Below are 13,346 nucleotides of genomic sequence, written 5' to 3' on the forward strand. Positions count from 1 at the left end.
TGAAGGCGGCGCTATTTCGCCTTCCGTCCGCAACACGCAAGGATCTTTCCCCAGCCTGTTGTATACACAATCGAGGTCGCCGCCATGCAGTCGTCCGCTCCGGCATTTCCGCTCAATGCCTGGTACGCCATCGCCTGGGATCACGAGGTCAAGCACGCGCTGCTGCCGCGCAAGGTGTGCAATCTGGACATCGTGCTGTACCGCACCAGCAGCGGCCGCGTCGCCGCGCTCGAGGACGCCTGCTGGCATCGGCTGGTGCCGCTGTCGATGGGCCGGCTGCGCGGCGATGACGTGGTCTGCGGCTACCACGGCCTGGTCTACGACGCGAACGGGCGCTGCGTGCACATGCCCTCGCAGGACACCATCAATCCGTCCGCCTGCGTGCGCCGCTTCCCCACCGTGGAACGGCACCGCTACGTCTGGGTATGGCCGGGCGATGCGGCGCTGGCCGATCCCGCACTGGTGCCGGACCTGCACTGGAACGACGACCCGGCCTGGGCCGGCGACGGCCGCACCATCCACGTCAAATGCGACTACCGGCTGGTGCTGGACAACCTGATGGACCTGACCCACGAGACCTTCGTGCACGGCTCCAGCATCGGCCAGGACGAGGTCGCCGAGGCGCCGTTCGACGTGGTCCACGGCGAACGCAGCACGGTGGTCTCGCGCTGGATGCTGGACATCGACCCGCCGCCGTTCTGGGCCTGGCAGATCGAACACGCGCACGGCTACCGCGGCAAGGTCGACCGCTGGCAGATCATCCGCTTCGAGGCGCCCTGCACCATCGCCATCGACGTCGGCGTGGCGGTGGCCGGCAGCGGCGCGCCGCAGGGCGATCGCTCGCGCGGGGTCAACGGCTACGTACTCAACACCATCACCCCGGAAACCGACCGTACCTGTCACTACTTCTGGGCGTTCGTGCGCAACCACTCGCTGCACGAGCAATCGATCACCACGCGCCTGCGCGACGGCGTGACCGGCGTGTTCGGCGAGGACGAGCTGGTGCTGGAGGCGCAACAACGCGCCATCGACGCGCATCCGGACCACGTGTTCTACAACCTCAACGTCGATGCCGGCGGCATGTGGGCGCGGCGGCTGATCGAACGCATGGTCGCCGCCGAGCAGCGCAACCAGGACCTGCAGCTGCGCATGGTCGGATGAACCGCCGCCAGGATCCCGGAGCCACCGCCATGTCCGCCGCGCATCCGTTCCGCTCCAGTGCCGCACAGACCACCCGCGCCCTGCTGGAAGTACGTGAGCTGATCCTGGCCGGCGCCCTGCCCGCCGGCGAGCGCCTGTCCGAGGTCGCTCTGGTGGAGCGCCTGGGCGTCTCGCGCACGCCGGTGCGCGCCGCCCTGCAGCGGCTGGCCGAGGAAGGCCTGGTGCAGCCGCTGCGTGGCGGCGGCTACGCGGTGCAGGCGTTCGACGAAGCGGACGTGGACGACGCCATCGAACTGCGCGGCACCCTGGAAGGCCTGGCCGCGCGCCGCGCCGCCGAGCGCGGTGCCGAGCCGGCCTTGCTGGCGCGGGCGCAGGCGTTGCTGGCGCAGATCGACGTCGTCCTGGCGACGCGACCGCTGAGCGAGGAGGCCTTTGCCCGCTATGTGGACTGCAATGCGCAGTGGCACGCGCTGCTGTTCGAGATGGCCGGCAGTGCGCTGCTCTCGCGCGAGTTCGCGCGCGTCGCGCAACTGCCGTTCGCCTCGCCCAGCAGCTTCGTGCTCGAGCGCGGCCAGGCCGCCACCGTGCTGTCGATCGCGCAGGACCAGCACCGCCAGGTGCTGGATGCGATCGTGCGCCGTGAAGGCACACGCGCCGAGGCCTTGATGCGCGAACACGCGCGGCTGGCGCAGCGCAACGCGCACCACGCCCTGCACGACCAGAACGCACTCGGACAGATTCCCGGCAGCCGCCTGCTGCGGCGGCGTCCGCCGGCCTGATCGCGGCGCGCGCCGTACCAACCTCCTCTTCCCGCCTGCTGGACCCCGCCATGCGCAAAGACACCCAGTGGACCACCGCCCGCGTCGTCGCCGTCGCCACGCCGTGCCAGGACGTGCGCGAGATCGTGCTCGATCCCGGCCGCGCCAGCCGCCCGTTCACCGTGGGCAGCCATCTCGACGTGCGCGTGCGCATCGGCGAGGCCTGGCACGAACGCTCCTACTCGCTGGTCGGCGAGCCTGCCGCCGATGGCCACTACCGCATCGCGGTGCGCGCGGTGCCCGACAGTCGCGGCGGTTCGCGCGCGATGTGGGCGCTGGCGCCGGGCGACCAACTGGAGATTTCCTCGCCCAACAACCATTTCGCCCTGGACGAGACCGCCGAGCACATCGTGCTGGTCGCCGGCGGCATCGGCATCACCCCGATCCTGGGCATGGCGCAGCGGCTGGCACGCGGGCGCATTCCGTTCCAGTTGCTCTACGCCGGCCGCAGCCGCGCCAGCATGGCCTACCTGGAGCATCTGCAGGACCTGCTGGGCGAGCGCCTGCAACTGTTCTGCCCGGAACACCTGGGCCAGCTCGAGCTGGCTGCACAGATCGCACAATGGCCGCGCAACGCCGACGTCTACGCCTGCGGCCCGCTGCCGCTGCTGGACGAACTGCGGCAACGCTGGCGCGACGACGGCCGCGCGCGTGCGCGCCTGCACTTCGAGACCTTCGGCAACAGCGGCAACGCACCAGCGCAGCCGTTCGTGGTGCAGGTGCCGGCGCTGGGCAAGACCGTGCAGGTGGCCGAGAACGAATCGCTGCTGGACGCGCTGAGCGCGGCCGGCGTGGAAGTCATGGCCGACTGCCGCCGCGGCGAATGCGGCCTGTGCGTGGTCGAGGTGCTGGACGCGGCCGCCCCGCTGGACCACCGCGACGTGTTCCTCAGCGACGAACAGCGCCACAGCAACCGCAAGCTGTGCGCCTGCGTCTCGCGTGCGCTCGGCGGCAGCGTCAGCATCGACACGGGCTACCGCGCCGACGCGTTCTGACGCCTGCGCACATCCCCCTCTCAGCGCGCAGGTGCCGTCCACGCGGGTGGACGGCACCTGCCAGCGATCAACGCGCGCGCCGCGACCTCACTTGGTCGCCGCGTCCCAGTGCTCCTGGATCTTGCCGTTCTGGATGCGGAACATGTCGAACCAGGTGGTGGTGTAGGTCTTGCTGGCGTCCTTGGGATCGGGCAGCGTGCGCACCGACACCAGGGTCACGTAGTCGCCCTCGGCCAGGATCGCCACCAGCGGCAACTGCACGCGCGGCTGGATCGGCGTCGGCTTGACGAAGGAGGTCAGGAACGCCAGGAACGCATCGCGGCCATTGGCCACGTTCGGGTTGTGCTGGATGTAGTCCTTGGCCATGTACATGGGCGCATATTCGGTGTGCCCGGCTTCGAACACGATGCGCCAGAAGTCGTAGACCAGGCGCTTGTTGGCGCTGGTACGCCAGTCCTCGCCGTGCAGCAGTTGCTCATGGTTGGGATTGGCGGTGACCGCGGTCTGCGCGAACGCGGACGCGGCGGGAAGCGCAAGCAGCAGCGCAAGCAGACAGGCCTGAAAACGGATCTTCATGGAAGACGCTCCGATGGGGGACAGGGGAATGCGCGATGACGCTGCGCTACCGCGATGCGTGGCAACGAGGGCACCGCCGCGGCTGCAGCGTAGCAACGTGCAGCCCTTGCGCAATCCATGAAATCGCGAAAAACCGGCAGTTTTATCGGCTTTTTTCCTGGTCTGGGAGAATCGCCACAGTTACCTGGATATCAGAAATGGCGCGGTAACACGCACCTGAAGGTTCGCGTGCAGTGCATGGCGCCGCGATGCATTGGCGCTCTGCACGATCATCCATCGGCGCGCTTGATCGCCATCATCGATCACAATGATCGACGACTCTCCTGTCGAGGTGGGGATTCCGAATTCAGGATTGGAAGAAAGCGGAGAAGGACACGATCGACGTGCGCAGGGGGCCTGGGGCGCGGCTTTGCGAATCCCCAATCCCGACTCACCAATCCCCGCTCTAAACCGCCAACGGCAGTCCCGCGTAATTCTCGGCAATCGTGGCGCGACCGGCGGCGCTTCCAAGCAGATAGTCCAGTTCCGCATCGTGCAGGCGGCGGCTGAACGCGTCCTCGTCCGGGAAGCGATGCAGCATCGTGGTCATCCACCAGGAGAAGCGCTCGGCCTTCCACACGCGTTGCAACGCCAGTTCCGAATAGCGCTGCAGCGGCGCATCGCTGCGCTCCTGCTGCGCCTGCGCGAACAGGTGCGCGAGCAGGCCGACATCGCCGGCCGCCAGGTTCAACCCCTTGGCGCCGGTCGGCGGCACGATGTGCGCGGCATCGCCGGCCAGGAACAGGCGGCCATACTGCATGGGTTCGGCGACATAGCTGCGCAGCGGCGCGATGCTCTTCTCCAGCGACGGGCCGGTGACCAGCGCCTGCGCCACGTCGTCGGGCAGGCGCCGGCGCAATTCGTCCCAGAAGCGATCGTCCGACCAGTCCTCCACCCGCTCTTCCGCCGCCACCTGCACGTAGTAACGGGTGCGGGTGGGCGAGCGCATGCTGCACAGGGCGAAGCCGCATGCGTTGCGCGCATAGATCAGTTCGTCTGCCACCGGCGGGGTGTCGGCCAGCACGCCCAGCCAGCCGAACGGATAGACCCGCTCGTACACGCGCAGCACCTCGGCCGGGATCGCGCGGCGGCTGACCCCGTGGAAACCATCGCAGCCGACCACGTAGTCGCAATCCAGGCGCTGCGTGGCGCCCTCCTGCACGAAACTCAGCCAAGGCTGCGGCCCGTCGATGTCGTGCAGCTGCACGTCCTCGACGGAATAGAGCGTGGTGGCCCCGGCGGCACGGCGTGCGTCCATCAGGTCGCGGGTCACTTCGGTCTGGCCGTAGACGGTGACCGCACGGCCACCGGTCGCCGCGCTCAGCTCGATGCGTTCGCGCCGCTGCTCCAGCGCCAGCTCGAAGCCATGGTGGACGATGCCTTCGCGCTGCATGCGCGCGCCGGCACCGGCGGCGCACAGCAGGTCGGCGGTGCCCTGCTCCAGCACACCGGCGCGGATGCGCGACAGCACGTGCTCGGGCGTCTGCCGCTCGACGATGACGGTGTCGATGCCGTGGCCGTGCAGCAACTGCCCGAGCAGCAGTCCGGCCGGGCCGGCACCGACGATGGCGACCTGGGTACGCATGCGTCCTCCGCAGGATGGGACCGACGCACAGTGTTCCGGCTGCGGCGCGCCGAGGACATGGATCATTGCGACCGATTCCGGTACTTTTCGCCGATGCCCCGTACCGCTTCAGCTGCCGCCACTTCGCCCGTCACGGTCCCGGCCTTCCGCCTGTACGGCGAGACCGGCGACCGCGAGACACCGGACCTGTTGCACTGGGAATCCATCGCCGCGCGCAGCCGCCTGCACGACTGGCACATCCGCCCGCACCGCCACGACGATCTGCTGCAACTGCTGTATCTGCAGCGCGGCAGCGCCGGCCTGCACTTGGACGGAACGCAGCAGCGCCTGCGCGGACCATGCCTGCTGCTGTTGCCGCCGCTGTGCGTGCACGGCTTTCGCTTCCAGCGCAACGTGCGCGGCCACATCGTGACCGTGTCGGCGCCGCTGCGGCAGCGCCTGGCGGCGCAATGGCCGAGCCTGGACGAGGCGCTGGCGCAGCCGGTGTGCCTGCCCGCCGGCGACCAGCAACCGATGCTCGACGCCTGCTTCACCGCCATCGCCGTCGAGCACGCGCAGCGCCGCCCCGGCCGCGAGCCGATGCTGCAGGCGCTGGCGACGCAGGCCCTGCTGTGGGCGGCGCGCGGCGCACTGGCGCAGGCCCACGCCGATCCGCACGACGCCGACCGCGGCGCGTGCCATGTGCGTGCCTACACGGCGTTGATCGACGCGCATTACCGCGAACACTGGCCGCTGGCCCGCTATGCCGACCGGCTCGGACTGAGCCGCAGCCATCTCAACGCGCTGTGCCGGCGCCTGGCCGGCGCCTCGGCACTGGAACTGCTGCAACGCCGGATCATGCTCGAAGCGCGGCGCAGCCTGGTCTACACCACCTTGACCGTGCAACAACTCGCCGAAGTGCTGGGCTATGCGGATGCGGCGTATTTCAGCCGCTGCTTCCGCCGCCATGCCGGATGTTCGCCGATGCAGTTCCGGCAGCGGGCGCAGGGGTGAGCGCGTGGGGTTCGTCGAGATGGCCCGGTCGCGGCTGAAGCCGCTCCTACAAGGATGTACAGGGAGACACCGGCGTCGTCCGGTGTAGGAGCGGCTTCAGCCGCGACGAACGCAGCGGCAATGGCGAGTCAGCGCAGAGGCGTCGGGACTGAAGTCCCTCCCACAGTGCGGGGCCGACGCCGTATTGGCCGCGCGTAGCTCAACTCGCAGGCAACGGAGCAGACATCGCTCCTGCGAGCACTGCATCCATCACGCATCGCCAGGCGCCGATGCGACGCCCGGCGACTCACAACACTCAGAACGGATACTGCGGTGCGCTGTCCTGGATCGTCACCCACTGCCAGTGCGTGTACTGGCCCCAGTCGGCCGGGCCGCCCATGCTGGTGCCGTTGCCGGAGGCGCCGGTGCCGCCGAAGGGATTGGTGACTTCGTCGGCCACGGTCTGGTCGTTGATGTGCAGCAGGCCGGTGTGCAGGCGTTCGCCCAGCGCCATCGCGCGGCCGACCGAGGCCGACAGGATGCCGGCCGACAGGCCGTATTCGGTCTGGTTGGCCAGCGCCACCGCTTCGTCGTCGCTGTCGAAGGCGATCACGTTGGCGACCGGGCCGAACACTTCCTCCTCGAACGCCGGCATGCCCGGCCGCACGTTCGACAGCACGGTGGGCGCGTAGAACAGGCCCTCGTGCGTAGCGCCGGCCTCGACCACGGCGCCGGCCGCCACCGAGGCATCGACCACCTCCTTGACATGCTGCAACTGGCGCTGGTCGATGATGGGGCCGAGCGCGACGTGCGCGGTGGCCGGGTCGCCGACCGGCAGGTGCCGCGCCTTCTCGGCCAGGCGCCGGGTCAGCTCCGCGGCGATGCTGCGCTGGACCAGCACGCGGCCGGTGGCCATGCAGATCTGGCCCTGGTGGAAGTACGCGCCGAAGGCGATCGCCGACACCGCCTTGTCCAGGTCGGCATCCTCCAGCACGATCAGCGAATTCTTGCCGCCCAGCTCCAGCGCGGTCTTCTTCAGGTGCTTGCCGGCCAGCTCGCCGATGCGGCGGCCGGCGGCGGTGGAGCCGGTGAACGCGATCATCGGCACACCGGGCGCCTCGACCAGTGCCTGGCCGGCGTCGGCGCCGCCCGGCAGCACGTGCAGCAGGCCCTTCGGCAGGCCGGCCTGCTGCAGCACCTCGGCGATGACGAAACCGCCAGCGTACGGCGTGCGCGGATCGGGCTTGAGCACCACCGCATTGCCCACCGCCAGCGCCGGCGCCACCGAACGCAGCGACAGCACCAGCGGGAAGTTGAACGGCGAGATCACCCCGACCACGCCCAGCGGCAGGCGCCGCGCCAGGCTCAGCCGGCCCGGCGCAGTAGGCAGCACCTGGCCCTGCGCCTGCAGCGGCATCGCCGCGGCCTGCTGCAGCAGCACGATCGCCTCGCGCACCTCGTGCTCGCCCTTGGGCAGGATGCCGCCGGTCTCGCGGGCGATCAGCGCCGCGGCCGCCGCCGCATGCTGCTGCAGCACATGCGCGGCGCGATGGAACACCGCCGCACGCTCGCGCGGCGGCGTGGCCGCCCAGGCGCGTTGCGCCTCGCGCGCCTGCGCCACCGCCGTGGCCACGTCGGCCGCATTGGCCTGGCCGACGCGGTGCAGCGCCTTGCCGCTGCCGGGTTCGATCACCTCGAGGACGCCGCCCTGGGCGGCGATCCACTCGCCATTGAAGATGCGCTCGCTCCAGGTGGATGCGGCGGCCAGGGGTTCGGTGCTGTGCATGATGTCTACTCTCGTGGAAAGAATGGGCGGGGGCGTACTCAGATCGACGTGGCGGCCAGTCCGCCGTCCACCGGCAGATTGACGCCGTTGATCCAGCGCGCCGCATCGGAGGCCAGGAACACCACCGCTTCGGCCACTTCGTCGGCATAGGCCGGGCGCTTCATCTTGCCGGCATCGGCCTGGACCCGCTCGGGCCCGAGCATGGTGACGAAATCGCCCAGGATCGGCGTGAACACCGGGCCGGGCGCGACGCTGTTGACGCGCACCGAATGGTCGGCGAACCAGTCGCGCGAACGCAGCAGCGTCCACACGATCAGCGCTTCCTTGAAGTACTGGTAGCAGGTGTCCTGCGGCACCGGATGCGCCGCCAGCCAGTCGCTGCCGGCGGCGTAGCTGTCGGCGGCGGCCAGCTGCTTGTGCAGTTCCAGTCGCTGCGGCCACTCCGCGCCGAGAATGGAGGCGATGTTGATGATGCTGCCACCGGGCACGATGCGCGGCAGCAGCGCCTGGCTGAGGTGGCGCAGGCCCAGGTAGTTGACCTTCGCCACCACGTCCACCGGCGCGGTACCGGGCACGCCGGCGATGTTGGCCAGCGCGTCGATGCGCTCGGGCAACTGCGCCACCAGCGCATCGATCGAGGCCGGGTCGCCCAGATCGGCCTGGTGGAAGCCGTGCAGGGTCATGTTGACCGGCTGGCGGTCGATGCCGATCACCGTGGCGCCGTGGAAGCGCGCCAGGCGCGAGACCTCGGCGCCGATGCCGGAGGCCACGCCGGTGACGAGGAGGGTCTTGTTGTGCAGGTTCATGGCAGCGCGTGTCCGTTGCGGGGTTGGTCAGAAGACGTGGATGTACTGGACGTTGACGTTGTGGCCGGACGGCGCGTTCTTGACCTCCACCGGCATGTAGAAGTTGGCGTTGAAGATGTTCTTCTGGTCGATCCGCCACGACAGGCCGGGGCCGAGATAGAACAGGGTCTGCTTGCTGTCGGCCACGCGTTCGCCATTGGTGCGGTTGTCGCGCAACTGCTTGAGGTAGTAGCCGTTGATACCCAGGTGCAGGTCCTTGACCACTTCCAGCGAGCTGGCGAAGTTGAGCCAGGCGGCGTCGCCGGCCTGGCCGTTGCGGAACACGAAGCCATCGCCCTGCGGTACGTTGGAGGCCTTGTCGGCGCGGAAGTTGTAGATGTAGTTCAGCCGCCCGCTGATCTCCCAGCGCGGCGTCGGCAGGATGCTGAAGGCCCAGCTCGGCAGCACCGACCAGTAGCCCGAGCCCTGGTTGACGTCGCGGTTGCGGTCGAACTTGCCGATCGGCGCCAGCGCATCGAGTTCGAAGCGCTGCGAGAACACCGGCCGGCCGTCGCGGATCACCGGCGCCATCTGCAGGTACGGGCCGATGGTCAGGTCGCCCAGGCCGACGCCGTTGTCGCGCAGCCGCACCGGGCTGTCGTAGGCGAACGAGGTGTCCAGGTCGACCAGCGCCGCCAGCGCAGTGATGCCGAGGGAGCCGCCGAACAGCTTGTAGTCGCTGAGGTAGGCCACCTGGGTGACCCATACCGAGGAGCCGATGTGCGGATCGCGGAACACCGGCACGTCGTCGCCGTGCGCGTCCTTGATCGCATCGAAGTCGTAGCGGCGCAGGTACTGGATCGCCGTCCAGCCCGGATTGGGTTTGCTGAAACCGTCGAAGAAGCTGGTGCCGCCGGTGTTGATGCCGGTCGGCAGGGTGGCGCTCTGCGGCACCGATTGCGCGGCCGCCGGGGCGGCGCAGACGATGGTCAGCAAGGCGAGCAGGGACACGCGCGGGCGGGTGCGCGGCGACGAGGGAACACGGTGACGAACACGGGTCACGGGCAGGCACTCCAAGCGAAAGGGGAACGGCGGGGTGCGGGGGAAGAGAAACGCGAACAGGCGCCGCCGCGCGCAGGGCGCGGCCGCACGGCGACGCGCAGCGTCAGCGGGACGCTGGCGGCGGGTGGGACATCAACGGGGAAGATGGGCGCGCGGCGCAGGCCGGCCGCGCCCACGCACAGGGCTACAGGCGGTCGAGCGCGTCCAGCCTGTCCAGCGCCTGCAGCAGCGCGCGTGCGGAAGTCGCGCCGAGCGCGGTGCCTAGCTGCTGCTCCATGCGCACCACTTCGGCTTCGGCCTGCGCCAGCAGCGCCGTGCCGGCGGTGGTCAGATGCAGGTGCTGCATGCGCCGATCCTGGCGCCCGCGGACCTGCCGCAGCAGCTTGCGCTTGACCAGTCGCGCGACCACGATCGCCAGGTTCGGCGGCGACACGCTCAGCACTTCGCCCAGTTGCCGTTGGTTGATGCCGGGATTGGCGTCCACCAGCACCAGCAGCGAATACTCCACCGGCTTGAGCTCGAAGGCGCGCACGCAGTCCTGGAACAGCCGCCGCACCTGCAGTTCGGTGCGGGTGATGCGGTAGCCGATCAGGCTGGTCAGGCGTCGCTGGTCCACGCTGTCCGCCATGTGCGGATCGGCGGGCAACGCGCTGTTGGACATCTCGGGACTCGGTTTCGAACTCACTGCGCTTCCTGCATGGGGCGTCCTGCGGCCAGGTCACGGCGGCTGCGCACGCATCCGTCGGCGCCGGCCGGCGGTGCCGTCGCCATTGCATTGTAGGGGCATGGCCGCGCATGGTCACAACGCCGCGTCCACGCGCCGCAGCAGCGCCCGGTACGGCGCGGCGGCGGTCCACAGGCACAGCGCGCCGAGCAGCGCCGCGCCCATGCACACCACGCCCAGCGACAGCCCGACCTGGCGCTCGTCGGCGAGCACGTGGTCGGTACCCAGCGCCACCAGGTACGGCCCCAGGCCCAGTCCGATCAGGTTGACCAGCAGCAGGTAGATCGAGGTGACCTGGCCGCGCAGCCGGTTCGGCGTGACCGCCTGCAGGATCGCCGGCGCCAGCGCCACCGGCATGCCCAGCACGAACGTGGTCAGCGCGACCGCCGCCAGCGCCAGCCACGGCCCCGGCGCGATCGCGAACAACGCGTTGCTGACCACCAGCAGCACCGCCCCGACCAGCGAGATCTTCAGCGCCGCATCGCGGCTGCCGCGCGCGGCCAGGCGGTCGGCGAGGAAGCCGCTGAACAGCATGCCGGCGATGCCGAAGGTGAGGATGATGATGCCGTAGGCCGGGCCGATCTCGCCCGGGGTCCACTGCCAGCGGCGGATGAAGGTGGCCGGCAACCAGGCGGTGATGCCGAAGGTGATCATCGCGATCACCCCGTTGGCCAGGAACAGCGACACGTACACCCGCGCGTTGTCGCGCAGGTGGCTCAGGTCCGGGCGCACGCTGGGCACTGCCGCGGCCTGCTCGCGCCGCGCCGGCTCGCGCACCGTGGCCATCAGCGCGATCACCGCCAGGCCAGGCAGCGCCACCAGGATGAAGGCCGCCTGCCAGGGCCGGAAGCTGCCCAGCAGCGGCAGCACCACCGTGCTCTCCTTGCTGGTCGCCGCAATCACCAGGCCGCCAACGATGAACGCCGCCGCCGAGCCGATGTAGACCCCGGAGGTGTACACGCTCATCGCCCGCGCGCGTTTTTCCGGCGGGAAGTAGTCGGCCAGCATCGAGTACGCCGCCGGCGACAGCGAGGCCTCGCCGACGCCGACGAACACCCGCGCCAGGAACAGGGTGAAGAAGCTGGTGACGTAGGCGCCGGCCGCGGTGGCCGCGATCCACACCACCACGCCGAGCACGATCAGGTTGCGGCGGTTGCGGCGGTCGGCGACGCGGCCCAGCATCACCCCGATCAGTGTGTAGAACACCGCGAAGGCGAAGCCGTGGACCAGGCTGAAGGCCGAGTCGGACAACTGCAGGTCGCGCTTGATCGGTTGCACCAGCAAACCCAGGATCTGCCGGTCGACGAAGGACAGCGTGTAGGCCAGCAGCAGCACGAGGGTGACGTACCACGCATACAGCGGGCGGTACGGCGCAGGCGATGACAGCGGATCGCGCATGGGAAGGCTCCGGCTCAGAAGCGCAGGGTCAGGAAGGGGGCGATGTAGAAGTAGTCGCGGCCGCGCACCGCGCCCTCGCGCAGGAACGGCCCGGCCTGGGTGTAGTGGGCGTACACGTCCAGGCTGGCGAAGGCGTTGAAGCGGTACTTCACCCACACCACCGAGCGCGTGCCGATGTCGCGCGCATCGTTGGCGTCGCCCGGCTGCAGCACCCGCCAGCCGGCCGCGTACACGCCGTCGTGCAGGCTCTGCCGCTGCAGCTTGAGCACGTACATGTCGATCCACAGCCGCTCGCTGGGACGCAGCACCAGCTCGGGGCCGATGGCGCGCACGTTGCTGCTGATCATGCTGCCGTCGAACACCGAGGCGCGCGCGTACAGGCCGTTGAAGGTGTTCAGTTCGCCGTCGCGCGGATCGCGGTCGCCGGAGGACGCCTCCATGCGCCAGCCCAGGCGCGGCGTCCACGCGGTCTTGGCGAAGGTGTAGCCGCCGAACAGCGTGCCCTGCCAGGCGCGCACACGCTGGCCGGCGAAACGGCCGCGCTGGCCGATGAGTTCCAGGTCGTAGTCCCAGCCCTGCACCGCGCCGCTCAGGCGCGTGGACAGCGTGTGCCGATGCTCCTCGCCGACCACGCCGCCATAGCGGCGCCCGTCCTGCACGGTGTCCAGGTACAGCGTCTCCAGCAGTGCTGCCTTCGGCTGGCTGGGCGACAGCGGCACTTCGGCGTGCGCGCCCCACAGGCGCTGGTCGCGGTTGGTGCGGTCGTCGAAACTGCCGGTACGGGTCAGCACCGGGCGCCCCCACAGCAGGCCGCCGCTCCAGCGCGGCTGCCGGGTCAGCAGCCGCACCGCATCGAACGGCATGCGCGAATTGGCCGGGTCGCGCGGATCGAGCAGGCGCTGCCAGCCGTAGGCGATCTGCTGGCGGCCGGCGCGCAGGCGCCAGGCCGGCTCCTTCTGCCCGTCGGACAGTTCGACGAAGCCTTGCGCGAGGTCCAGTGGGTTGCGATCGGTGGCCTGCACCGGTCGCGTCTGCAGGCCGGCGACGCGGCTGTCGGCCAGTTCGCCGAACAGGCGCAGATACGCCGAAGGCCGGTAGTCGGCCCACAAGCGTAGGCGCTGCTGCGCATAGCCGTGCGGATCGGTGGCGAAGCGGCCGAAGCCGGCGTGCTCGCGATAGTCGTACAACGTGCGGCTCTCGCCGCCGAGGCTGAGCCAGCCATCGCCGACGGGGATGTATTTCCATTTCTGCCAGCCCTGGCGCGGACGCGCCGCCAGCGCCGAATAGTCTTCCTGATCGGCCAGCAGCTTGCCCTGCGGGCCGTTGTTTTCGGCATCGGCCTGGGCGCAGCCGACGCTGCACAGAATGGCCAGGCACACGGTACGAGGCGCACGGCGTGCGCGCGCATGAGGCACAGTCATCGATTCCCTCCCAAGTCTCGAAGC

12 protein-coding genes are annotated in these 13,346 nt (G+C 69.8%); 4 read left to right on the forward strand and 8 right to left on the reverse strand.

Going from position 1 to position 13,346, the window contains the following annotated elements:
• The first annotated feature begins 84 nt into the window (after nucleotides 1-84).
• The 3 genes from AC1G9L_RS20340 to AC1G9L_RS20350 are packed head-to-tail and all read left to right on the forward strand — an operon-like array spanning nucleotide 85 to nucleotide 2,974.
• The gene (locus AC1G9L_RS20340; RefSeq protein ID WP_209245259.1) at nucleotides 85-1,161 is read left to right on the forward strand and encodes an aromatic ring-hydroxylating dioxygenase subunit alpha; all 1,077 of its coding nucleotides are present in this window, start codon (nucleotides 85-87) and stop codon (nucleotides 1,159-1,161) included.
• Between the two features lie 29 nt (nucleotides 1,162-1,190).
• Nucleotides 1,191-1,940: a GntR family transcriptional regulator gene (locus AC1G9L_RS20345; protein ID WP_481069832.1), complete on the forward strand. Its 750-nt coding sequence runs from the start codon at nucleotides 1,191-1,193 to the stop codon at nucleotides 1,938-1,940.
• Nucleotides 1,941-1,990: 50 nt separating this feature from the next.
• Entirely contained in the window at nucleotides 1,991-2,974 is a 984-nt protein-coding gene (locus AC1G9L_RS20350; RefSeq protein WP_019801119.1) for a 2Fe-2S iron-sulfur cluster-binding protein, read from the forward strand.
• A gap of 87 nt (nucleotides 2,975-3,061) precedes the next feature.
• Here the strand turns inward: AC1G9L_RS20350 and AC1G9L_RS20355 are convergent, their stop codons facing one another.
• Nucleotides 3,062-3,550: a nuclear transport factor 2 family protein gene (locus tag AC1G9L_RS20355; RefSeq protein WP_019801118.1), complete on the reverse strand. Its 489-nt coding sequence runs from the start codon at nucleotides 3,548-3,550 to the stop codon at nucleotides 3,062-3,064.
• A gap of 445 nt (nucleotides 3,551-3,995) precedes the next feature.
• On the reverse strand, nucleotides 3,996-5,174 hold the full coding sequence (pobA, locus tag AC1G9L_RS20360) for a 4-hydroxybenzoate 3-monooxygenase (RefSeq protein ID WP_019801117.1): 1,179 nt from the start codon (nucleotides 5,172-5,174) through the stop codon (nucleotides 3,996-3,998).
• A gap of 93 nt (nucleotides 5,175-5,267) precedes the next feature.
• Here pobA and AC1G9L_RS20365 point away from each other — a divergent pair, with 93 nt between their 5' ends.
• Nucleotides 5,268-6,167 (forward strand): helix-turn-helix domain-containing protein, encoded by a 900-nt coding sequence (locus AC1G9L_RS20365; RefSeq protein ID WP_481069833.1) that lies wholly within the window; start codon nucleotides 5,268-5,270, stop codon nucleotides 6,165-6,167.
• Between the two features lie 295 nt (nucleotides 6,168-6,462).
• On the opposite strand, the gene AC1G9L_RS20370 is transcribed toward AC1G9L_RS20365, so the two are convergent.
• The 6 genes from AC1G9L_RS20370 to AC1G9L_RS20395 form a co-directional block, all read right to left on the reverse strand.
• Nucleotides 6,463-7,932 (reverse strand): benzaldehyde dehydrogenase, encoded by a 1,470-nt coding sequence (locus tag AC1G9L_RS20370; RefSeq protein ID WP_481069834.1) that lies wholly within the window; start codon nucleotides 7,930-7,932, stop codon nucleotides 6,463-6,465.
• Between the two features lie 38 nt (nucleotides 7,933-7,970).
• The gene (locus AC1G9L_RS20375) at nucleotides 7,971-8,738 is read right to left on the reverse strand and encodes a coniferyl-alcohol dehydrogenase (protein WP_019801346.1); all 768 of its coding nucleotides are present in this window, start codon (nucleotides 8,736-8,738) and stop codon (nucleotides 7,971-7,973) included.
• Nucleotides 8,739-8,765: 27 nt separating this feature from the next.
• Nucleotides 8,766-9,779 carry a SphA family protein gene (locus AC1G9L_RS20380; protein ID WP_481069835.1) on the reverse strand — a complete coding sequence of 338 codons (1,014 nt, stop codon included), beginning with the start codon at nucleotides 9,777-9,779 and terminating at the stop codon, nucleotides 8,766-8,768.
• A gap of 184 nt (nucleotides 9,780-9,963) precedes the next feature.
• Complete coding sequence (locus AC1G9L_RS20385; RefSeq protein WP_010343729.1) at nucleotides 9,964-10,440, reverse strand: MarR family winged helix-turn-helix transcriptional regulator; 477 nt, start codon at nucleotides 10,438-10,440, stop codon at nucleotides 9,964-9,966.
• A 138-nt stretch (nucleotides 10,441-10,578) separates the two neighbouring features.
• Nucleotides 10,579-11,901, reverse strand: a complete 1,323-nt coding sequence (locus AC1G9L_RS20390) for a spinster family MFS transporter (protein ID WP_010343730.1) — start codon at nucleotides 11,899-11,901, stop codon at nucleotides 10,579-10,581.
• A gap of 14 nt (nucleotides 11,902-11,915) precedes the next feature.
• Entirely contained in the window at nucleotides 11,916-13,322 is a 1,407-nt protein-coding gene (locus AC1G9L_RS20395; protein ID WP_481069836.1) for an alginate export family protein, read from the reverse strand.
• Nucleotides 13,323-13,346 lie beyond the last annotated feature (24 nt).

It is taken from the genome of Xanthomonas sp. NCPPB 1132 (genome assembly GCF_056629235.1).

Bases quoted from the DNA above. Each gene is read 5' to 3' on its own strand.
- AC1G9L_RS20340 (WP_209245259.1), top strand. From the start codon at position 85: ATGCAGTCGTCCGCTCCGGCATTTCCGCTCAATGCCTGGTACGCCATC.
- AC1G9L_RS20345 (WP_481069832.1), top strand. From the start codon at position 1,191: ATGTCCGCCGCGCATCCGTTCCGCTCCAGTGCCGCACAGACCACCCGC.
- AC1G9L_RS20350 (WP_019801119.1), top strand. From the start codon at position 1,991: ATGCGCAAAGACACCCAGTGGACCACCGCCCGCGTCGTCGCCGTCGCC.
- AC1G9L_RS20355 (WP_019801118.1), bottom strand. From the start codon at position 3,550: ATGAAGATCCGTTTTCAGGCCTGTCTGCTTGCGCTGCTGCTTGCGCTT.
- pobA (WP_019801117.1), bottom strand. From the start codon at position 5,174: ATGCGTACCCAGGTCGCCATCGTCGGTGCCGGCCCGGCCGGACTGCTG.
- AC1G9L_RS20365 (WP_481069833.1), top strand. From the start codon at position 5,268: ATGCCCCGTACCGCTTCAGCTGCCGCCACTTCGCCCGTCACGGTCCCG.
- AC1G9L_RS20370 (WP_481069834.1), bottom strand. From the start codon at position 7,932: ATGCACAGCACCGAACCCCTGGCCGCCGCATCCACCTGGAGCGAGCGC.
- AC1G9L_RS20375 (WP_019801346.1), bottom strand. From the start codon at position 8,738: ATGAACCTGCACAACAAGACCCTCCTCGTCACCGGCGTGGCCTCCGGC.
- AC1G9L_RS20385 (WP_010343729.1), bottom strand. From the start codon at position 10,440: ATGTCCAACAGCGCGTTGCCCGCCGATCCGCACATGGCGGACAGCGTG.
- AC1G9L_RS20390 (WP_010343730.1), bottom strand. From the start codon at position 11,901: ATGCGCGATCCGCTGTCATCGCCTGCGCCGTACCGCCCGCTGTATGCG.
- AC1G9L_RS20395 (WP_481069836.1), bottom strand. From the start codon at position 13,322: ATGACTGTGCCTCATGCGCGCGCACGCCGTGCGCCTCGTACCGTGTGC.